General features: G+C 69.7%; 17 protein-coding genes and 1 tRNA gene. 5 read left to right on the top strand and 13 right to left on the bottom strand.

Annotation, left to right across the window (positions count from 1 at the left end):
- Nucleotides 1-24: 24 nt before the first annotated feature.
- Entirely contained in the window at nt 25-1,800 is a 1,776-nt protein-coding gene (gene xsc / locus BY998_RS06395; RefSeq protein WP_110350789.1) for a sulfoacetaldehyde acetyltransferase, read from the bottom strand.
- 183 nt (nt 1,801-1,983) lie between these two features.
- On the opposite strand from xsc, the gene BY998_RS06390 reads away from it, so the two are divergent.
- Together BY998_RS06390 and BY998_RS06385 are read left to right on the top strand one after the other, a co-directional pair.
- The gene (locus BY998_RS06390; RefSeq protein WP_110350788.1) at nt 1,984-2,745 is read left to right on the top strand and encodes an IclR family transcriptional regulator; all 762 of its coding nucleotides are present in this window, start codon (nt 1,984-1,986) and stop codon (nt 2,743-2,745) included.
- A gap of 37 nt (nt 2,746-2,782) precedes the next feature.
- On the top strand, nt 2,783-3,964 hold the full coding sequence (locus tag BY998_RS06385) for an acetate/propionate family kinase (RefSeq protein ID WP_110350787.1): 1,182 nt from the start codon (nt 2,783-2,785) through the stop codon (nt 3,962-3,964).
- A 123-nt stretch (nt 3,965-4,087) separates the two neighbouring features.
- On the opposite strand, the gene BY998_RS06380 is transcribed toward BY998_RS06385, so the two are convergent.
- The 5 genes from BY998_RS06380 to BY998_RS06360 all read right to left on the bottom strand — a co-directional run bounded on the left by BY998_RS06380 (nt 4,088) and on the right by BY998_RS06360 (nt 8,801).
- Nucleotides 4,088-4,411 carry a cytochrome c gene (locus BY998_RS06380; RefSeq protein WP_245421499.1) on the bottom strand — a complete coding sequence of 108 codons (324 nt, stop codon included), beginning with the start codon at nt 4,409-4,411 and terminating at the stop codon, nt 4,088-4,090.
- A 38-nt stretch (nt 4,412-4,449) separates the two neighbouring features.
- Complete coding sequence (locus BY998_RS06375) at nt 4,450-5,673, bottom strand: sulfite oxidase (RefSeq protein WP_110350785.1); 1,224 nt, start codon at nt 5,671-5,673, stop codon at nt 4,450-4,452.
- 61 nt (nt 5,674-5,734) lie between these two features.
- Entirely contained in the window at nt 5,735-7,261 is a 1,527-nt protein-coding gene (locus tag BY998_RS06370; protein WP_110350784.1) for a tripartite tricarboxylate transporter permease, read from the bottom strand.
- 18 nt (nt 7,262-7,279) lie between these two features.
- On the bottom strand, nt 7,280-7,843 hold the full coding sequence (locus tag BY998_RS06365; RefSeq protein ID WP_110350783.1) for a tripartite tricarboxylate transporter TctB family protein: 564 nt from the start codon (nt 7,841-7,843) through the stop codon (nt 7,280-7,282).
- A gap of 1 nt (nt 7,844) precedes the next feature.
- Nucleotides 7,845-8,801: a tripartite tricarboxylate transporter substrate binding protein gene (locus tag BY998_RS06360; protein WP_110350782.1), complete on the bottom strand. Its 957-nt coding sequence runs from the start codon at nt 8,799-8,801 to the stop codon at nt 7,845-7,847.
- 136 nt (nt 8,802-8,937) lie between these two features.
- Here BY998_RS06360 and BY998_RS06355 point away from each other — a divergent pair, with 136 nt between their 5' ends.
- Nucleotides 8,938-9,819, top strand: coding sequence for a LysR substrate-binding domain-containing protein (locus tag BY998_RS06355; protein WP_110350962.1), 882 nt, complete (start codon nt 8,938-8,940; stop codon nt 9,817-9,819).
- A 28-nt stretch (nt 9,820-9,847) separates the two neighbouring features.
- Here the strand turns inward: BY998_RS06355 and BY998_RS06350 are convergent, their stop codons facing one another.
- The 5 genes from BY998_RS06350 to BY998_RS06330 all read right to left on the bottom strand — a co-directional run bounded on the left by BY998_RS06350 (nt 9,848) and on the right by BY998_RS06330 (nt 16,325).
- Nucleotides 9,848-10,981 (bottom strand): metallophosphoesterase, encoded by a 1,134-nt coding sequence (locus tag BY998_RS06350; protein ID WP_110350781.1) that lies wholly within the window; start codon nt 10,979-10,981, stop codon nt 9,848-9,850.
- A 35-nt stretch (nt 10,982-11,016) separates the two neighbouring features.
- Nucleotides 11,017-12,078: an acetylhydrolase gene (locus BY998_RS06345; protein ID WP_110350780.1), complete on the bottom strand. Its 1,062-nt coding sequence runs from the start codon at nt 12,076-12,078 to the stop codon at nt 11,017-11,019.
- 551 nt (nt 12,079-12,629) lie between these two features.
- Nucleotides 12,630-12,719: transfer RNA gene (locus BY998_RS06340), tRNA-Ser, on the bottom strand.
- Between the two features lie 161 nt (nt 12,720-12,880).
- The gene (locus BY998_RS06335; RefSeq protein WP_110350779.1) at nt 12,881-14,398 is read right to left on the bottom strand and encodes a heme biosynthesis HemY N-terminal domain-containing protein; all 1,518 of its coding nucleotides are present in this window, start codon (nt 14,396-14,398) and stop codon (nt 12,881-12,883) included.
- A 115-nt stretch (nt 14,399-14,513) separates the two neighbouring features.
- Nucleotides 14,514-16,325 carry a hypothetical protein gene (locus BY998_RS06330; RefSeq protein ID WP_245421497.1) on the bottom strand — a complete coding sequence of 604 codons (1,812 nt, stop codon included), beginning with the start codon at nt 16,323-16,325 and terminating at the stop codon, nt 14,514-14,516.
- On the opposite strand from BY998_RS06330, the gene BY998_RS24690 reads away from it, so the two are divergent.
- A complete protein-coding gene (locus tag BY998_RS24690; protein WP_245421496.1) occupies nt 16,294-16,701 on the top strand; it encodes a hypothetical protein in 408 nt (135 codons plus the stop codon). The genes BY998_RS06330 and BY998_RS24690 overlap by 32 nt on opposite strands.
- Before the next feature lie 231 nt (nt 16,702-16,932).
- Here the strand turns inward: BY998_RS24690 and BY998_RS06325 are convergent, their stop codons facing one another.
- Nucleotides 16,933-17,646: a uroporphyrinogen-III synthase gene (locus tag BY998_RS06325; RefSeq protein ID WP_110350777.1), complete on the bottom strand. Its 714-nt coding sequence runs from the start codon at nt 17,644-17,646 to the stop codon at nt 16,933-16,935.
- Nucleotides 17,647-17,835: 189 nt separating this feature from the next.
- Here BY998_RS06325 and tsaD point away from each other — a divergent pair, with 189 nt between their 5' ends.
- Nucleotides 17,836-18,879, top strand: a complete 1,044-nt coding sequence (gene tsaD / locus BY998_RS06320) for a tRNA (adenosine(37)-N6)-threonylcarbamoyltransferase complex transferase subunit TsaD (RefSeq protein WP_110350776.1) — start codon at nt 17,836-17,838, stop codon at nt 18,877-18,879.
- Between the two features lie 57 nt (nt 18,880-18,936).
- On the opposite strand, the gene BY998_RS06315 is transcribed toward tsaD, so the two are convergent.
- The gene (locus tag BY998_RS06315) at nt 18,937-20,412 is read right to left on the bottom strand and encodes a PAS domain-containing methyl-accepting chemotaxis protein (RefSeq protein WP_110350961.1); all 1,476 of its coding nucleotides are present in this window, start codon (nt 20,410-20,412) and stop codon (nt 18,937-18,939) included.
- Between the last annotated feature and the right edge of the window lie 300 nt (nt 20,413-20,712).

Here is a 20,712-nt window from a genome sequence, read left to right as displayed (position 1 = left end):
GCGAGAAGCGCCGCGCCTTGAGGATCAGGCGACGCGCTGCGGCCGCATGTCGGCGCGGTCGATGCCGGCGACGACGACCGGCTTCTTCATCGCGTCGCGGCGGAAGGGCTCGCCGAGTTCCTGGTTCAGCATCACCTCGATGAAGGTGGTGACGCCCTCTCCTTGCGCCTCGCCCGCCTGTTGGATCGCTTCCGTCAACGCCCGCTGGGTCTCGACGCGCACGCCGCGGAAGCCGCACCCCTCGGCGATCTTGGCGTAGCTCAGCTTGGTGTCGAGTTCGGTGCCGACGAAGTTGTTGTCGTACCAGAGGATCGAGTTGCGCTTTTCGGCGCCCCACTGGAAATTGCGGAAGATCACCATGGTGATCGCCGGCCACTCGTCGCGGCCGATCGAGGTCATCTCGTTCATCGAGATGCCGAAGGCGCCGTCCCCGGCAAAGCCGAAGACCGGCACGTCCGGGCAGCCGATCTTGGCGCCGATGATCGCCGGGAAGCCGTAGCCGCAAGGGCCGAACATGCCCGGCGCGAGGTATTTCCGGCCCTGGTCGAAGGTCGGGTAGGCGTTGCCGATGGCGCAGTTGTTGCCGATGTCGGTCGAGAGGATCGCGTTCGCCGGCAGGCCCGCCTGGATCGCGCGCCACGCTTGGCGCGGCGACATCTTCTCGCTCTCACGCTCCCGCGCCTCGACGTTCCAGCTTGTGCCCGCGTCGTCGTCCTCGTGGTCGAGCGAGGTCAGCGCCTGGGCCCAGGCGGACTTGGTGCGGTGAATCAGAGCTTGGCGCTCCTCGCGGCCGTCATTGCCGGCGTCCGTCGAGAGTTGGTGCAGCAACTCCTGCGCGACGTGCTTGGCATCGCCGCAGATGCCGACGGTGATCGGCTTGGTCAGGCCGATCCGGTCCGGGTTGAGATCGACCTGGATGATCTTGGCGTCCTTGGGCCAGTAATCGATGCCGTAGCCCGGCAGGGTCGAGAACGGGTTGAGGCGGGTGCCGAGCGCCAGCACCACGTCGGCCTTGGCGATCAACTCCATCGCCGCCTTCGAGCCGTTGTAGCCGAGCGGGCCGACCGCGAGCGGATGCGAGCCGGGAAAGGAATCGTTGTGCTGGTAGCCGCAGGCCACCGGCGCATCGAGCCGCTCGGCGAGCGCCACGCTCTCCGGGATCGCGTCGCCGATGACGACGCCCGCGCCGTTCAGAATGACCGGGAACTTGGCCTTCGAGAGCAGTGCCGCGGCCTCCGCGATGGCTTGGCGCCCACCGGTCGGCCGCTCCAGCCGGACGATCTGCGGCAGGGCGATGTCGACTTGATGGGTCCAGAAATCGCGCGGGATGTTGATCTGGGCCGGCGCGCAGCCGCGCCACGCCTTCTCGATCACCCGGTTGAGCACCTCGGCGACGCGGCTCGGATCGCGCACCTCCTCCTGATAGCAGACCATGTCCTCGAACAGCGCCATCTGCTCGACTTCCTGGAAGCCGCCCTGGCCAATCGTCTTGTTGGCGGCCTGCGGCGTCACCAGCAGCATCGGCGTGTGGTTCCAGTAGGCGGTCTTGATCGCCGTGACGAAGCCGGTCACGCCCGGCCCGTTCTGGGCCACCGCCATCGCCATCTTGCCGGTCACCCGCGAATAGCCGTCGGCGATCAGCGCCGCGTTGCTCTCGTGTGCGCAGTCCCAGAAGGTGATGCCGGCCTTGGGAAATAAGTCGGAGACCGGCATCATCGCCGAGCCGATGATGCCGAAGGCATGCTCGATACCGTGCATCTGAAGGACTTTGATGAAGGCCTCCTCGGTCGTCATCTTCATGGCGCGCTCTCCCACCCTGATTGTGCTGGCTCGTTGCGATCGGCTGCTGGTCGGCTCGGGCGGACCCTTGTCCGCCGCATCTTCGCCTCGGCGAAACCTAACGCCCTGCCGCAACGAGGCGCAACAAAAATCTCGATTTTTTGCTTCTATCATTCAGGAAAACGGAATAGGAAGTCAGTCGCCATGGACGACACCGCCGAATCCTCACCCGCTCTCAAGGCGTTCAACCTGCTGGAGATCGTCGCTGGGATGGATCACCCGCCGACGCTGGCGGAACTGACGGAGGCCGCCGGCCTGCCGAAACCCACGCTGCATCGCTGGCTGACCATGCTGGAGGGGGCCGACCTGCTGCGGCGGATGCCGGACGGGCGCCGCTACGAGCTTGCTGCGCGCGCGACCGCGCTCGCCTTCGCGATCCTGTCGAACAATTCCGGCTCGACCCAGCGCCACCAGATCCTCGAGCGCGTGGTCCGCATCCTGGGAGAGTCCTGCAACCTCACGGTGCTGGAGGGCAGCGAGGTCATGTATCTCGACCGCGTCGAGGCTGCCGCCCCTCTGCGGGTCGCCTTCCAGAAGGGCTCGCGGGTGCCGGCTCACGCCTCGGCAAGCGGCAAGCTGTTCCTGGCGATGATGCCGCCGGCCAAGCGCGACCGGCTGATCGGGACGCTGACGCTGGAGCGCCACACCGCCAACACGCTGATGGATGCGGAGGCGCTGCGGAACGAACTCGGACGGATCCGGCGCGACGGCTACGCCTTCGACGACGAGGAATTCCTGTCCGGCCTGTTCTGCGTCGCGGTGCCGATCTTCGACCGCAACGGGCGCGACTGCATCGCCGCCCTCGCGCTCCAGGCGCCGGTGGTGCGGGTGTCGCGCGCGAACGCCGCCGAGCACTTGCCGACCCTGCGCGAGGCCGCCGAGGCCCTGGCCGTCACGCTGCAATAGGTGCCCGAGGGGCGCCGCGAAGAGGAGACACGCCCCTATGGCAACTCTGAAGGACGCCGCCATCCTGGTGCTGAACGCCGGCTCGTCGAGCGTGAAGTTCGCGCTGTTCGCGGCCGGCACGCTGGAGCCGCTCTGCCGCGGCGGCATCGAGGGCATCGGCAGCCGGGCGCGGTTCGGTGGTGCCGTGGGTGCGCAGGCACATCTGTTCGAGGGAAACCTGCCGGAGGCGAGCGACCATGCGGCGGCCACGCACTGGCTGCTCGATCGAATCCGCCGCGCCGACGGCATCGCGCTCGGCGCGGCCGGGCACCGAGTCGTCCACGGCGGTCCGGACTTTGCGGCGCCGGTGGTCATCGACGAGGCCGTGATGACGGCCCTCGACGCGCTGGTCCCGCTGGCCCCGGCGCATCAACCGCACAATCTCGCGGCGATCCGCGCCGTGAAGAGCGCGTGGCCGGACCTGCCGCAGGTCGCCTGCTTCGACACGGCGTTCCATCGCACGATGCCGCGGCTCGCCCAGATCTTCGCGATCCCGCACGATCTGACCGACCAAGGCCTCGTCCGCTACGGCTTCCACGGCCTGTCCTACCAGCATATCGCGGACGTGCTGCCGGACATCGCGGGCGAGCGGGCAAGGGCTAAGGTCATCGTCGCCCATCTCGGGCACGGGGCGAGTCTGTGCGCCCTGCGCGACGGGCGCAGCGTCGCCACCACGATGGGCTTCACGGCGCTCGACGGCCTGATGATGGGCATGCGCTGCGGCGCCATCGATGCCGGCCTCGTGCTCCACCTGATCGAGCAGCGCGGCATGGCGCCCGCGGAGGTTTCCGAGATCCTGAACCGGCGCTCGGGTTTGCTGGGCGTCTCCGGCATCAGCAACGACGTCCGCGCGCTGGTGGCGAGCGACGACCCTCGCGCCGCCGAGGCGCTCGACCTGTTCGCCTACCGCGTGGTGCGCGAGGCGGGCTCGATGATGGCGGCGCTCGGCGGGCTGGACGCCTTCGTCTTCACCGCCGGCATCGGCGAGCGCTCGGCCCGCATCCGCTCGGCCATCGCCGAGGGGCTGGCCTGGACCGGCATCCGCCTGGACACGGCGCGCAACGCGGCCAACGACACCCGGATCAGTGCCGACGATGCGACGGTTCCCGTCTACGTCGTTCCCGCCGACGAGGAATTGCCGATCGCCCGTGCCGTGCTCTCACGTTCGCCACCGCTCTGAGGGGCTCCGGCGGCGAGCCACCGAACAGGATGGCCCATGCCGCCGACGATGGCGCGAGGCCCGATCCAACGGCCGATTTCGAAGAATTTCGCACGTCTCGGATTTTGAAACTATAGTCTGTTGCTACTCCTTCCCGCCCGTCACTGTTTGCACATACAGCGAGACGGCTGCGACTTGTTCCTCGGTCAGGTCTTCGAAGGCCGGCATCACGCCGATCCCGTTGGTCACGGCGGTCGCGACGCGGCTCGCGCTCGGCTTGAGCGTATCGAGGACGGGTCCCAATTCCCCCTTGGTGCCGGCATCGGCGAGCGTGTGGCAGGCCCCGCAGCGCGGCTCGGCCAACTCGGTGAAGACGCGCTTGCCGAGTTCGAGCTTGGCCGGATCCGCCACGGCAGGGGTTGCCAAACACGCGAGCAGCACCGGAACGAGGGAGCATCGAAGGCTCATTGCGACCTCTCGGAGAGGTTCGTCGTTGCCGCTCGACATCAAGCCGCCTCGAACGGGACGGCCGGTCCGCGCCATCCGTTGTAGCTGTAGCCGCCGCCGTTCGGCGGCGTGTCCTCGGGCTGGACGGTGCCCAGCGCGTCGGTCGCCCGGCTGGCCAGGAGATGGCGCCCGGCGGGCAGGTCCATCCGCAAGGCGAAGAGCCGCCACGCGTAGCGGCCGAGGTCCGGACCGACGAGCGGCGCCTCGACCCAGGTCTTCCCGCCATCGGCGGTCACCTCGACGCGCGCGATCGCGTTCATGCCGCCGAAGGCCACGCCCGTGACGACCGTCGATCCGCCGGGGCCTGCCTCCAGGGGCGCGGTGATCCACGAGCGCACCGGCTGTTCCCAGATCGAGGGCTGACCGGGGGCGCCCTTCTCGCCGACCCCGTGCATCCGGTAGCTCGTGGCCTGGATCTTGGCGTCCGTCTCCCGCTCGGTCAGCGCGACGGACTTCACGTACTTGATGTTGTTCACCCCCGAGTAGCCCGGGACGATCATGCGAAGCGGGCCGCCATGGGCGAGCGGGATCGGCTCCCCGTTCAACTCCCAGGCGAGCAGCACCGTATCGAGGGTGGAGAGCGGCACCGAGCGCTCGACCATCACGTCCTTGGGCTTGAGGCCCGCGGGCAATTCCTCGCCACCCGTGCCGGTGACGAATTTCGATCCCTGGACCGGGCCGCCCAATGCGTCGACGACGGCCCGGAGCGGCACGCCGGTCCAGATCACGCAGCCCGCGGCGCCGACCGTCCAGGGTGTGCCGGAAATCTTCTGACCCGGCTGGAGGGCGTCCTGCATGTACTTCCGGCCGTTGCCCGAGCATTGCAGCACGGTCGCCACGCTCGTGAGACCCATTCGCTTCAACTCACCCAGCGTCAGTGTTCGAGGCTGCGTCACGCCCGCGATCTCGATGCGCCACGCATCGCGGTCGGCGACGATGGCGTCCGAGGGAGGATTGACGTTGTTGCGGATGAAGAGGCGCTCGGTCGGTGTTACGATCCCGCTGCCGATCCTGTCGCGCTTGGTCTCGAGCGTCTGATTGGAGTGGACGACGAAGGCGTTCGCGTCCTTCCAGGCGACGTAGCCGGGCAACGCCTTGGCCGCCGACGAGGCGCCTCCCTCGGCCGGGGCCTGGGCGGAAGCCGGGCCGGCAAACCCGAACGCGGCGGCGGTGCCGCCGGCCAGAAAATGGCGCCGATGCAGGGCGGACAGATCCGTTGTCATAGAACCACTCCTTTTCCGGGCCGGTCGATCTTGAACGAAAAACGGTTTGGGATGCGCGTCCTCAGTGGGCCGCCGGCTTCAGCGCTCCCGAAGCCTCGGCGCGGCGCTGGCGCAGCATGCCGACGAGGGGAAGCGCCATGGTCAGCAGAGCGAGCGCCATGATCGTCCCGGAGATCGGTCTCGTGAAGAACACGGTCCAGTCGTTCGAGAAGCTGATCATCGCGTTCATGAACGATTCTTCGGCGAGCGGCCCAAGGATGACGCCGAGCACCAGCGGGGCGATCGGGAACTTGAGGCGCTCGAACAGGTATCCGAGCACGCCGAACCCAAGCATGAGCCAGAGATCGACCGTGTTGCTGCGGATGGCGAGTGCGCCGACGAAGCAGAACAGCATCACGAAGGCCGATACGATTGCCTCCGGAAAGTCTAGGATCGCCACGAGCGGTCGGATCGCGAAGTATCCGAGCACGCACATCACGGCGATGCCGATGAAGATCGAGGCAAAGATGGTGTAAACCATGGCCGACGACGACACCATGATTTGCGGTCCCGGCTGGATGCCGTGCAGCATGAAGGCGCCGAGAATGACGGCGGTCGCCCCGCTGCCCGGAATTCCGAGGGCGAGCAACGGGATCAATCCGCCGCCGACGGAGGCCGTCGCGGCGCTCTGCGGCGCGACGATCCCCTCCGGTACGCCCGATCCCATCTCCCTGCGGCGGCGGCCGAACTGGGATTCGACCCCGTAGCAGACGAACGAGGCGATGGTCGCGCCGGCACCCGGGATGATGCCGATGACGTGTCCCAGCAGCGTCGAGCGCAGGAACATGCCCTTGAGGCGGTACATCTCTCCGAGGGACGGCAACTGCGTGCTCGTGTTCGCGACCTTGTCGAGCGGTTTGCTCGTGAAGCCGTATTCGAGCCGCGAGAGCACCTCGCCGACGCCGTAGGCTCCGACCATGACGACGAGGAATTCGATGCCGTCCGCCAGGATCGGCTGGTCGAAGGTGAAGCGGTAGGCCCCGTAGGTCGCGTCCGTCCCGACCGAGGCGATGAGCAGGCCGAGACAAAGGCTGATCAGGGCATTCGCGAGCGACCCCTTGCCGAGCGCGATCACGCTCATCAGGCCGAACAGCAGAATCGCGAAGTATTCCGGAGATGAGAATTGCAGCGCGAAGCTCGCCACGGGCTTCGTCAGCAGCACCATGGCGACCGCCGAGAGCATACCGCCGCCGAAGGCCGCGACCAGCGTCCAGCCGAGCGCGCGGGCCGGCTCTCCCTTTCGCGCCATCGCGTACCCGTCCCACAGCAGCGGCACGTGGATCGGTTCGCCCGGGATCCGGAACAGGATCGACGTAAAGGCGCCGCCGTAGGTGCCCGACACGTACATCGCGCTGAGCAGCACGATCGCGTTGGTCACCTCCATCTTGTAGGTGAAGGGCAGGAACAGGACGACGCCCATGACGAGCGTCAGCCCCGGCAGCACGCCGACCAGAAGTCCGACCACGATGCCGGCGACGAGCATCAGCAGCGTGACGGGGTGGAGACAGGCGAGGAAGCCTGCGCCGAGTTGGGTGAGGATGTCCCACATGATCCGCCTCCCGTCCGCTCAGAAGCCGGAGATGAGATCGATGACGCGGTCGAAGGGTGGCGCTCCCCTCGGCAGCGACACGTAGACGACCTTCGTCAGGAGCACCGTGACGAGTGCGACGCCGACCAGGCTCGAGACCCAGATCGCGAGATGGTGGCGCGACCCGCCGAGATACATGAACCCGATCAGGAACAGGGCGGTCGCGAGCGGGAAGCCGACCGTGTTCAGAACGAGGCCGTAGGCGAGGGTGAGCGCGATTCCGAGCCCGAGCAGGATCGGGCGGCGCGGGCCGGTCTCGTCCTCCTCCTCGTCGTCGCCCGTGATCGCCGCTCCGATGCCGCGGGCGGCCGCCCCGCCGGTCGCCAGGACGGTGGCGATCCGGATGAGGCAGAGCAATCCCATCAGGCCGATCGCGACCCGCGGCCAGAAATCCGGCCCGAGCGTGCCCGGTCGCTCCTGATAGTCGATGCGACCGGCTATGCCCCAGAGCCAGATCGTAAAGGCGAGCAACAGGAAATAGGGGATCGCGGGCACGATTCGCGCGCCGAACCCGTTCACGCGCCCGGCGCTCTCGCCCGCCATCTCAGGACGCCTGCTTGATGGCGGCCTTCATGTCGTCGAGCTGCTTGCGGACGAAATCGCCCGCCTGCGCGGCCGAGAGGAAGCTGTTCTCGTCCGCGAACTGCTCCTTGAGGAACGCCTTGTACTCGTCGCTTCCGGCGACCTTGGCGAGCGTGTCGGACAGCCGCTCGACGCGTTCCTGCGGGGTTCCAGCACGGACGACGAGCGAGCGGAACTGCGGAAGCGCGATGTCGAAGCCGACCTCCGTCGAGCACGGTGTGTCGGGAAAAGCCGGGAATCGTTGTCGCCCGAACACGAGGAGAGGCCGCATCTGCCGGCCCGAGAGGAAGGTCCCGACGTCCCCGGCCTGCTCATAGAGCGCATCCGCGTGACCACCGAGGATCGAGACGTAACGCTCGCCCGGCTTGGCGAAGGGCACCGGATTGACCTTGACGCCCTTGGCGCCCAGGAATTTCAGGGTGAAGTCGTCGACGCTGCCGAAGCCCAGGGTCGCGACCTTGAGCGTGCCCGGCTTCGACTGGGCCTCCTGCGCGAACTCGGCCCAGTTCTTGAACCGGCTGTCCTGTCCGACGAAGAGGAAAGACGGGGCCTGGATCAGCACCGCGGCCGGAACGATGTCCTCGATCTTCCAGCGCGCGCCCGTCCCGGCGAGCAGCGCGTGCGAGTCGGCGATGTAGATCGCCGCCGTCTGGCCATCGGCGGGGTTGGCGAGCAGCTTGGCCATTCCGGTCGCGCCCGTGCCGCCGGGTACGTTCACCACCGGGAGCCCCTGGCCGAGCATGGGCTCGGCGAGCTGCGCGATCTTGCGTGCGAGTTGGTCGGCGCCGCCGCCCGGACCCCACGGAACGACGAGCTCGATCGGGCGGCTCGGATAGGTCTGCGCGAAGGCCCTGCCCGCCGCCGTTAGCGCGACCGCGGCGGCGCCGCAGCCGAGAGCGTCCCGTCTCGTCCAACCCATGGCGCTTCTCCCGTTGCGCAGGTCTCTGTCGGTTTGTCTCGATCCGTCGCCGCGTCACCGGAGGGCAGATTAACGACGACAGGACCGGCAATAAAGTTCATAGTGTGCATTCCACGCATGAAATAAATTGATCGACATGAGCGATCTCGACCTCGCGCTTCTGCGGACCTTCGTCGCAATCGTAGATACCGGCGGGGTGACCTCGGCGGGCCGCGCGGTCGGACGCACGCAATCCGCGGTCACCCATCAGATCGGCCGCCTCGAAGCGCATCTTGGCCGTCCGGTGTTCGGCCCCGATCGGCGCCGAATCATGCTGACGGCGGACGGCGAGATCCTGCTCGAATATGCCCGCGCCATGCTGCGCCTGTCCGAGGAGGCGAAGGCCCGCTTCGCTCTCCCCGGCGTCGCCGGGCGGGTGACGCTCGGGACGCCCGACCTCTACGCCGCATACCTGCTGCCCGAGGTGCTCGGCCGCTTCTCGCGTGCCTATCCTGAGATCGAGATCCAGCTGCACTGCCGCCGAAGCGTGTATCTGCACGCCGAACTGATGCGCGACAAACTGGATATCGCGATCCTGACGGAGCAACCGGATCTGCATCGCGGCGAAGCGGTGCGCACGGAACCGCTTTCCTGGGTCGCGGGGCGCGGCGGTCGGCCGGAGACCGACGACCCGATCCCGCTGGCCGTGCTGCCTGCCGGCAGCATCTATCGCCAACGCGCGCTCGAAGCGCTCGGCACGGCCGGGCGCCGTTGGACGATCCGCTCGGTGAGCGACACGATCGCGGGTCTGCAAGCCGCAGTCTTCGCGCGGCTTGCCGTCTCGGTGTTTCCGCATTGCGCGATGTCGAGCGGCATGCGGCGGCTCGGCGAGGAGGACGGCATGCCGAAGCTGCCGAACATCGACCTCGTGCTGGTGCGTCGCCCGACCGGAATCTCGGACGCCGCGGAGCACCTCGCGCATTACATCTCGCGCGAGTTGCGGGCGGCGGCGCCGTTCCGTCCGATGCGCGATATCTGATGGGCCAAAGTCGAGCAGAGCGCCGCGATCAAGGCGCGAGAGGTCGAACTCCAGCTCGCAGCGTGATGCGCGTCAGCTCGGAGGGCGGGCCCAGTCGAAGGGCGAAGCCCGGCCACAGCGCCGTGCCGTTGTTGACGTAGAGCGTCATGCCGCCGACCGCGTAGGCGCCCGAGACGAAGCCGCCATTCGCCCGTGCGACCAGCCGGTCGAGACCCACGACCATCCCTCCATGCGTATGACCGGAGAGCTGCAGGGCCACGCCCTTCGCGGCCGCCTTGGCCGCATCCCTCGGCTGATGGTCGAGGAGGAGGATGGGGGCACGGGCGGGAGCACCGGCCAACGCCGCATCGAGGTCGTGGGCCGGCTGCCCCGCATGCGCGGCCGAAAGGTCGGTCACACCGGCCAGGACGAGCGCGTCGTCACCGCGTTTCAGGACCGTGTGCCGGTTGGCGAGCACGGCCAGCCCCAACTCGGCATAGTGGCGCATCCAGGCCGCGTACGCGAAGAAATACTCGTGGTTGCCGGGGATCAGCCAGACCCCGTCGCGGGCCCGCAGGTCGCGCAAGGGTTCGACGTCGGCCCGACGGGCCGCGAGGGATCCGTCGATCAGGTCGCCGGTGATCACGATGAGATCGACGCCGAGGGCGTTGGATCGCGCCACGACCTCGCGCGCCCAGCGCGCCGGGAACAGGCGGCTGAGATGCAGGTCGGTCAGTTGGAGGAGCGTGTAACCTTCGAAGGCGGGCGGGAGGTTCTCGATCTCGACGGTGACATCCTTCAGCGGGGGCACCCGCACCGCCTGCACCACCGCGACCGCCGATAGAAGCATGGCCAGACCGGCCTCGGCGTAGCGCCCCGCCGCGGGTATCGACCAGCCTCCGCCCGGCATGAGTTTGCTGGCCAACGCGACGACATCGAGCGCCACCTGCATGGCCGCCAGCAAGAAAATGGCGCCGAACGCCCAGTTGAACAGGATGACCAGCACGCGCGGAAATTCGGGCGAGAACACCGAGCCCGACGAGAGGCGGCTCCACAGGTGGTACTGGGACGCGACGAGCAGGAGGATCGCGACGCAGGCCTTCAAGGCGAACGGCCAAGGCAGAGGCCACAGCACCCGGACGATGACGTAGAGGCAGGGCAGACCGAAGATCAGGTGGAACATGGACCGTCCGGGCGGAGCGAAGGTTGGCGCGGCTGCTACGAGCGGGGCCGAGATCGGCGGGTTGAATGCCTGGACGGTTCGGTGGCTCGGTAAGGTATTGGCGCCACGGCGAGGATCGGTCGCCACGTCTCGCTCCACGACGCCAAGGGTGAGGCGTCGCCCCGGAAGACCAAGTCGAGGAAGGCCAGAGCGCCTTCCGCGGTCGCCTGCTTCACCTGCGGGTTGAGCCTCGCCCCGCCCGTCAGCGCCCGATCGGTAAAGATGCTGTGCGACCCGCCCTGGAAGACTGCCAACGCTTTCCGCGAGGTCCCGACCGCCTCGTAGACGTCGAGACGATCCTGCACCGGCGACCGACGACCCGGCAGCGCGATCAGGTCCTCCGTTGCGGTCACGTGGAAGGTCGGCATGGCGACGGCCGCCAGTACGGCCTGCAGATCGCGCTCGCCGTAGAAGGGCGGCGCCGAGATGACGATGCCGGCCTTGAAGCGCGGATCCCTACGGTCGAGCGTCCGCCCTTCGCGAACGACGCGCGCGCCGCCGAGGAGCAAGGTCGTGTTGGCGCCGTAGGAATGCCCGGCGGCGATGACCCGCGCCGGGTCGATGAACGCGGCGAAGGCGCTGCTCCTGTCGAGGATGCGGTCGAGGGCAAAGCTCACGTCGGCGGCCCGAGCGATGGCCTCGCGCTCATCCGCCGCCACGTTCACGCGGTCGAGAATCTCGAACGGATTGCCGGCCCACACGCTGCCGTCGCTGCCGACGTGCTGCACGTGCAGGCTGGCGTAACCGCTGCCCGCCCAGTGGCGCCCGAGATAACTGTACCCCAGCCGCGACTGGCCGAGGCCATGCGAGAAGACGATCAAGGGCAGAGGCCTCGCCGATGCCGCTATGACCCCTTGGGAGGGCCAGTACAGGCGCGCCGGCACCCGGCGGTCGCGCCGGGCATCGACCCAATCCAGGTCGGCGATGCGGACATCCTCGGAGGCCGCTTCCGCCGGCTGGATCGCGCGTGACGCCACCCCGGCCGCGAAACCGCCGACGAGCATGGTCCCGAAACGACGCCGGCTGAAGCCGGAGCGCGGGCGTTCCCGATCCCTCAAGGGGCATGCCTTCTCAAGACGGTGGCGACAGCCACGCACACCGATGGCTAGGGCACTTGCCGACCCGCACGCGGTGAGCAGGCGCACACCGCGTGCGGCGACGCCATCCGCCGGCTTGTCGAAGCAGTCTGCTCCGCTGCTGGTGTCGATCGGCGCGGCGAGCCCGTCGTCTCTTCGAGATCCAGCCGAAAGCCGTACCGTGCCGAACGTCGTCAGCTTCCGCTTCAACGGCGCTGACGAAACTGCCTTGGCCTTCCCATGGGTTCTGCGAGCCGATGCACACCCATAGCAGTGAGAGCGCGATCCAGCGGCGCTCGCGAGCTACCGCTTCGCTCGCTGTGTCTAGGGCTCTGACGAGATGCTGCTGGCCGAACGTGGCGACGAGATGGCTGGAACCCGCAGGCGGACGTATCAGCGACCACGGCGATATTGCAGATACTCGGCACGGCGCACCGTTGACTTCGCTCCCAAATGCCACGGTGACACAGTGTCAGCACGTGTGTTGGGAGCGAAAGCCAAAAACCGTTCATTTTCAGCGGTTTATAGATGCCTGGCGGAGGGAGCGGGATTCGAACCCGCGATACCGTTTCCGGTATACACACTTTCCAGGCGTGCGCCTTCAACCACTCGGCCACCCCTCCGGGACCGGCCGGGGACGACGCGGGCGCTTGGGGCGCGGGACGTGGTCGCGTGCGGCAGGTGGCGGGTCTGTAGCCGGGGCTTCGGCTTCTGGCAAGGCGCAGTTTGCCGAAGTTTGCACGGCCTGCAGCGCCGCCCGGTGGGGCCGGGCGGCGCGGCGGCGTCAGGCGATGCGGCGGGACCGCTCGGTGTTCGTCGGCGCGGGAGCGGTCGGGGCGTTGGCGGGCGCCGGCGTCGGCGCGACGGCGGGCGTGCCGGCGCCGGTTTCGAGGAAGCCCGGCGTCGACGGAGCAGGGCTGTCGCTGGTCACCGGGGCGGGCATGGACTCGATCCGAGCCGGAACCGCCGGCTCCGGCGTGGCCGGGGCGGGGACCTCGTCCTCGTCCGGTCCCGCCAGGATCTCCGGCGGGGTCTTCCAGACGAAGGCATCGAGGCGGCCGCTGACCGGGGAGACGGGCGCCCACCGCTCCGAAATCACGCCGTCGGCGACCCAGGCCGGATCGCGCGGGGCGCGGGCGGCGCGGGAGAGCCATTCGCGGGCGCGTCCGCTGTCAGGGCCGTGCTCGGCGGTCTCGATCCGCGCCATCATGCGGCAGACGCGGGCCGTGGGACGGTCGTCGAGCAGCGGCGCCAGCGCCTCGCGGGCGCGGCCGAACTCCTTGGCCTCGCTCGCGGCTTGGGCGATGACGAGGCGCGATTCGGGGTCCCAGGACGAGATCTTGGCCAGCGTCTCGGCGCGGACCATCCGGTCGCGGGCGGAATCACCGCTGCGCAGGTTGAGATAGACTTTGGCCAGCTCCGGATGCGGCGTCGATTTCCAGGCGGCCTCGATGATCTTGGCGGCCTTGCGCAGGTCGTTGCGGCGGGCGAGCAGGCGGCCGGCGATGACCGCGGCCGGCACCAGTTCGGGGGCCAGCTTGATGGCCTTGAGCGCCTGCTCGGTCGCCGTCTCCGGCTCGCCGGCCTCGCGGCTCTGTGCGGCGGCGGTCAGCAGCACCGCGCGCTGGCGGCGGGCCGCGTTCTTGTCCATCAGGCCGAGCGCTGCACGCCGCTCCACCGTCTCCTGCGCCGCCGACCACTCCCCGTCGGCGCACTGGGCCTCCAGCACCGCCTCGTTGGCCCAGGTGACGCTGGGTGCGAGCCGGGCGGCCTCCGTGGCGTAGGCGCGGGCGGCACCCTCGTCCTCGCGGCGGCGGGCCTCCACGAACAGGCCGCGTAGGCCCAACACCCGCGTCTCGGGATCGTCGGCCATGCGCTTGAAGGCCTGCTCGGCCGCGTCGCGGTCGCCCGAAATCTGGGCGGCCTGGGCCTTGAGGAGCAGCGTCAGCGGCTGGCTGCCGAGCAGGCGCTCGGCATCGCCCGCGTGGCGGCGGGCGGCGAGCGGATCGCCGGAGCCGACCGCGATCATGCCCCGCGAGAGCGAGGCGAGACCCTTGTTGCGGCGCCGCTCGCGGGTGGAGCGGCTGATGCTGGCCGGCAGGCCGATCACGCCGGTCACGATCGCCCAGATCAGGCCGATGACGATCGCGGCCACCAGCACGCCCGTGAGCGCGATGGCGAGGCTCATGCCGATCTCGTAGCCGTTCCAGACGACGGTCACGGAGCCCGGATGGTCGGCGATCCACACCGCGGCGTAGGCCGCAACGGCGAGGAGGGCCAGGAAGACGAGGGCGCGCCACATGGGTCAGGGCCTCCTTGGAAGCACGGGGAGCGGGCGCTCGCGGCCCGGGCAGAGTGGGATGAGGGAAGGCCGAGCCGGGCGCGGCCTGAGGGTCGAGGGCATGCCGGAACGCCCGTCAGCGCGCGGGGGGCAAGCCGGTGAAGGCATCCGCCAGCAGGGCCTGCGCGGCGCGGCCGGCCTCGGCCCGCGCCGTGAGCCGCGCGCCGAAATCCCCGCCCTGGGCCTGTGCCTCCTGCGGCAGCGCCGCGTAGGCCTTGGCCGCCTCGGCGATGTCGCCGCGGTCGAGCGCCGCCTGCACCTGCGCCGTCGAGCCGGTGCCCTCCTGCGCCGTCCCGCCGCTCGCGGCGGGGGCGTCGGCCCGTTTCACCTGCACCAGTGAGCTTGCCATGTTCATCAGCCGATCGCCGACGCTGCCGGACTCGGCCACCTGCTTGGCCTGGGCCGCGCGCTTGGCCTCGGCGATCTTGTCGGCGATGCCGCGGAACTCCGCCGCGAAGCGCGCGGCGGTCGGAGCGCCCTTGTCGGCGAAGGGGGTGAGCGCGTCGAGGCGCTTGGAATCGGGCGCTTCGAGGGTGCGCAGGCTGGCGAGCGCCTCCGGATAGGGCTGGCCGGCCTCCAGGGCGCTGACGATCCGGTCGGCGGAGACGATGCGCAGGGTGGATTGCACCGTGGCCTGTTTGGCGCTCTGATCGAGCGCCTTGTCGAGGCTGGCGATCCGGTCGGCCTGCTCCTGCAGCCGGCGCTCGACGCCGCGCACGGCCTCGTCCGCCCGGCCCTGGGCGGCTTCCGCCGCCTGCTTGCTGGCCTGGGTCGCCTCCTGCACCGCCTGGCTTGCTGCGGTGACGCGTCCCTCCAGCGTCTTCTGCACCTCGTCGAGGCGCTTGGCCAAGGCGGCCTCGGCCTCCTGATCTGCCTTGCTGCGGGATTCGACCTCGCCCTGGAGCGCGGCGAGCTTGCCCGAGAGATCCGGTGCCGCCTCCTTCGCTCCGTTCGCTTCGAGCGCCTTGATCCGCTCGTCGAGGGCGGCGAGCGCCGCCGGATCGGCGCCGGGCACCGTCTTCACCTCGGCGTTGCCGTCGCGGCCCGGCTCCTCCTGAAGCGCCGAGACGCGCTGGTCGAGGGCATCGAGGCGGGCGACGAGATCGGCGGGCGCCGCCGCGGCCACGGGGGCCGAACCGTCGGCGGCCGGGGTGGCGGGGGCCGCGCCCGCCTTCTGCAGGGCCTCGTCGGCCCGGGCGGTCGCCGCCTTGGCGGCGGCCTCGGCCCTTCCTACGGACTCGGGCAGCGCCTTCAGCGCCTGCTCGTTGGCCGCGAGGCGCTTGTCGAGCGCCCCGAGCGCATCCTTCGTGGCGAGGCCCGCCAGGGTCCGATCGAGGGCGGCCAGCCGCGGGTCGGCTCCGCGCTGGTAGGTGGTGACGCCGTAGAGCAGGCCGGCGCCGATGAGGCCGCCGAGCAGGCCCGAGGCGGCCACGGTGCCGAAGCCCGCGCCCCCGCGGGCCGGTGCGGCCGCCTTCGGGGCTGCCGTCGTCGCGCCGGGCGCCCCCGGAGCGGCCTTCGCGGCTTCGGGATTCGTGCCGGACTTCGCCGTCTCCCCGGCGTCGGACAGCCGCTTGGCCTTGAGGTCGAGGATCGGGCCGTCGGTCAGCGAGGCGGTTTCCGTCACCCGGGTCGTCCCAGACGCCGTGCCCGGCGTCGCTCCCGGCTTGGCCTCGGGCTTCCCGTCCGACTTCGGGTCGGTCTTAGTATCGGTTTTGGGATCGGTTTTGGCGGCCTCGGAAGCCGGGGGCTCGGACTTCAGCGCGCTGCTGCCGATGGCGCCAGCCTTGGCGGGAGCCTCGGGCTTCAACTCGTTCGCCTTGGGATCGCCGGGCTTGCTCCCCGCGGTGCCCGGCGGGATGGCACTGCTGCCGGTCGCGGCCGGCTTCAAGGGGGCGCTGCCCGGCAAAGGTGCACTGCCCGAGACGGGAGCGGAGGATGCGGAGGAGGGGCCTGAGAGCGGCTTGCCGGGCCCGGAGGTCGGACCGGACCCGGAGGGAATGGCGCTGCTGCCGGTCGGACCCGGCTTTGCCGGCGAATCCGTCCTGGCCTGCGGGGTGGCGTCCTGCGACCGGCCGACTGTGCCGGGCGCGTTTCCTCCGGGGAGGGCGCTGCTGCCGGTCGGACCGGGTTTCACCGGCTCGGACTTAACCGGCTCAGGCTTGCTCGCATCGGGTTTGGAGGCGGACGGCGACGGGCCGGACGGCGTTGCGCTCGCCTTCGGATCGGACGTGCCGGACTGCGCCCTGCTCAGGTCCTTGGACTGATCCCTGGCCTGATCCTTGGCCGGCCCCTTGGCCTGCTCCGTAGGCTTGGCACCATCCCTGGTGCCGTCCTTGGGTGAAGTCACGGGCGTTCGCTCCATTCAGCCGCCGCACCGGCGCAACACTTCCCATAGAAGAGCCGACCGGTGCCGTCATCCGTCGGAACCGACCCGCGATTCCGGCTTTCAACACTTCGCACGCCCGCGCGGCCCGATCCCCTGAGGGAGCGGTCGCTCAGATCGGCGCCCCGAGACCGGCGAGGAGAGCCTCCTCGGTCGGTCGCGCCGCCACAAAATGGGCCGCGAAGCCGAACTCGACCAGTCCCGCGGCCACGTCGGCGGACAGGCAGTAATGCGCCAGCGCGCGAAACGCTCCGCTCAAACCGGCTGCCGCGCTCAAGACGGCGGCGGTTTCGGCGCTGCGGCGGGAATAGTGCAGGGCTCCCGAGAGTGGCGGGCCGCCATCCGTCCCGCCGAGTGCCCGCGCCGCCGGCTCGGGAAGCGCGTCGAGCGCCTGGGCGGCGTAGGCGTTCCAGGCGGTGACGCGGTAGCCCGCCCCCTCCAGGCTCGCCGCGGGCTCGGCCTTGCGGTCCTCTCCGGCGGCGTGGAGCAGGGTGCATCCCGGTCTCAAATGGTGTGCGACGAGGCGGGCCAGGGCGGCGGCGTCCCCGTCCGCGCACTGCACGCTGGCGAGGCCCGCGGCCCGGGCCTTCTCCGCGGTGCGCGCGCCGACGGCGAAGACCGGAAGACCGGTGAGCCCGGCCGCGGCCAGCGGGCCGGCGGCGTTGGCGCTCGTGAGAATCAGGCCGTCGAACGGGCCGGCGGGCGGCGGCGCGTCCGTGGGCGCGATGCGCAGCACCGGGGCCACGAGCCCGCGATGGCCGAGCGCAGCGAGCCGTTCGGCCGTGCGCTGCGCCCCTGGTTCGGGCCGCGACACCCAGATGCGCATCAGCCTGCCCCCATTCCCCGCTCCGCCCTCAGCCCCGTCCACAGGTGCGGGCCCGCGGCGGCCTTCCCTGTTTCGTCCCCGGTTTTCGTCGTAGATGATGCGGGCGCGGCGCGCATGCGCCCCGCACCCGATGGAGTAGGCGCGCCGGCCCCCGGTGCGCAACGGTGCCTGGACCCCCGCGTGACGCCCATGAAGATTCTCGGCATCGAGACGACCTGCGACGAGACCGCCGCCGCCGTGGTGACGCTCGACGACGGTGAGCGCGGGAAGATCCTCGCCAACGAGGTGCTGAGCCAGATCGCCGAGCACGCGGCTTATGGCGGCGTCGTGCCCGAGATCGCCGCCCGCGCCCATGTCGAGGTGCTCGACCGGCTGATCGCCCGGGCTCTTCAGCGGGCGGGGACGACGCTCCCCGCGATCGACGGGATCGCGGTCGCGGCCGGTCCGGGCCTGATCGGCGGCGTGCTGATCGGCCTCGTCACCGCCAAGACCCTCTCCCTCGTGGCACGCAAGCCCCTGCTCGCGGTCAACCACTTGGAAGCCCATGCGCTGACCCCGCGCCTGACGGACGGGCTCGCCTTCCCCTACCTGCTGCTGCTGGCCTCGGGCGGCCACACCCAGCTCGTCGCGGTCAAGGGCGTCGGCGACTACGTCCGGCTCGGAACGACCATCGACGACGCCATCGGCGAGGCCTTCGATAAGGTCGCCAAGCTCCTGGGCCTCGGCTATCCCGGCGGTCCCGAGGTGGAGCGGCAGGCGCAGAAGGGCGACCCGGAGCGCTTCGCGCTGCCCCGCCCGATGCTGGGGCGCCGGGAGGCGAACTTCTCCCTGTCGGGCCTGAAGACCGCCCTGCGCATCGAGGCCGAGCGGCTGGAACCCTTGGCCTCGCAGGACGTGGCCGATCTCTGCGCCAGCTTCCAGGCGGCGGTGGTGGACGTGGTGGTGGACCGGGTGCGCGTGGGCCTGCGCGCCTTCTCGGCCATCGCCGGTCATCCGACGGCGCTGGTGGCGGCGGGCGGTGTTGCGGCCAACGGCGCGATCCGGCGGGCGCTGGCCTCGCAAGCCGGCGAGGTGGGCTTGAGCTTCGTGGCGCCGCCGCTGCCGCTGTGCGGCGACAACGGGGCGATGATCGCCTGGGCGGGGCTGGAGCGCCTGCGCCTCGGCCTCGTGGACGATCTCACCGTGCCGGCCCGCGCCCGCTGGCCCTTCGCCGAGGCTGCGCCGACGGCCTGACGCAGGCGAATGCGCCGAACGCCCTTTCGCGCGTTCGGCTCCGGCTGCGGCCGGGTGTCAGGCGATCGCCCGGGCGGTGGCGGTGACCTTCCGGACGGAGAGATCGACCTCGTTGGCCGCCTGCGCGATGCCGTCGGCGTTGAGGCGGACGGCCTCCACGCTGCGCGCGGCGGTCTGCATGTTGTTCGAGATTTCCTGCGTGACCGCCGCCTGCTCCGTCACGGCGGAGGAGACGCTCATCGAGATCTCGCTCAGGTTCGTGATGGTCGAGACGATGGCCCGGATCGCTTCCACGGCCTTGGCCGAGGAATCCTGCACCGCCGCGATCTGATGGCCGATATCCTCCGTGGCGCGGGAGGATTGGCTGGCCAGCGCCTTCACCTCGGTGGCGACCACCGCGAAGCCGCGTCCCGCGGCGCCGGCCCGGGCCGCTTCGATCGTGGCGTTCAGCGCGAGCAGGTTGGTCTGGTCGGCGATCGAGCGAATTACCGACACCACCTCGCCGATGCGCTCGGCGGCGGAGGTGAGCCCCGCGACGATCCCGCCGGCCTCCTCCGCCCGGGCCACGGCCGCGTCGGAGGCGGATCTCGCCTGGGTGGCGTGGCGGCTCAGCTCGGCGATCGAGGCCGCGAATTCCTCGGTGCCCGCCGCGACCGCCTGGACGTTGTCGGAGGTGAGCGCCACCGCCGCCGCCGTCTCGTTGGCCTGCCGGCTCACGTCCGACATGGCGCCGGTGATGACGTCGAGGTCGGCCTCGATCGAGCGCTGGCCCTCGCTGCGACGCAGGCGGTCGGCGACCGCCTGTGTCACGTCGCTGGCGAACTTCACCACCGCGTGGGGGCGTCCCTCGCTGTCGAAGACCGGGTTGTAGGAGCCGTAGATCCAGATCTCTCGCCCCCCCTTGGCGAGCCGGCGGAACTCGCCCGACTGGAAGGTCCCCGTCGCCAGCGTCTTCCAGAAATCGGAGTAGGCGGGAGCGCGCGCCTCCTCGGGATCGACGAACAGGCGGTGATGCCGGCCCCGCACCTCTTCGAGGCGGTAGCCCATCGCCTCCAGGAAGTTCTCGTTGGCGTCGGTGATCGTGCCGTCGAGGTCGAAATGGATCACCGCCTGCGAGCGGTTGATCGTCGTGAAATGGCCCTCGTAGCGCTCGTTGCGCCGGGCCTGTTCGGTAATGTCGGTAGCGAGAGTGACCACCTTGCAGGGCCGCCCGCGCCGGTCGAGAACCGGATTGTAGGCGCCCTGGACGTGGACCGAGCGGTCGTTCTTGCCGACCCAGCGGAACGTGCCCGACTGGAACTCGCCGCGGCGCAACGTCTCCCAGACCGTCCTGTACTGGGCGCTCTCACGCCCGTCCGAGGGCACGAGCACCGCGTGCGAGCGGCCGCGCAGCTCTCCCAGCGTGTAGCCCAGCAGTCCCAGGACGGTCGCGTTTGCGTTCGTGATGGTGCCGTCCAGGGCGAATTCGATCCGTCCTTGCGAGCGGTCGATGGCTTCGAGAATGGATTCGGATTCGGAGCGAAACAGCGTCACGGTATCCACTCTCACGTACGAGAAGTTGCGATCGCCCTCAGCTTGCCAGCAGAATATTGAACATATGTTAATATGAAAAATCACTCCGACCACTTCGGCAGAAATAGATAGTCGAAGGAGAGTTTTTATCAGCATTCGAATGTATTGTTCACCGTCTGATTTGTTTGGAGCCTATTGTTTTCCTGCCATTGAGTTCCAGAGTCACCATATTTCCGCTGTAAAAAATGAGTTCATTGCTTGTCTCCCGGATCCTGCGTTGCATCGTGATTTGATGTTCGCGGCGAATCCAGGGGTCCCGAT

It is taken from the genome of Methylobacterium sp. B4, assembly GCF_003201865.1.
Classification (GTDB): Bacteria; Pseudomonadota; Alphaproteobacteria; order Rhizobiales; family Beijerinckiaceae; genus Methylobacterium.
The sequence above is the reverse complement of the archived record's forward strand: the minus strand, read 5'-3'. Positions and strand labels throughout refer to the sequence as shown.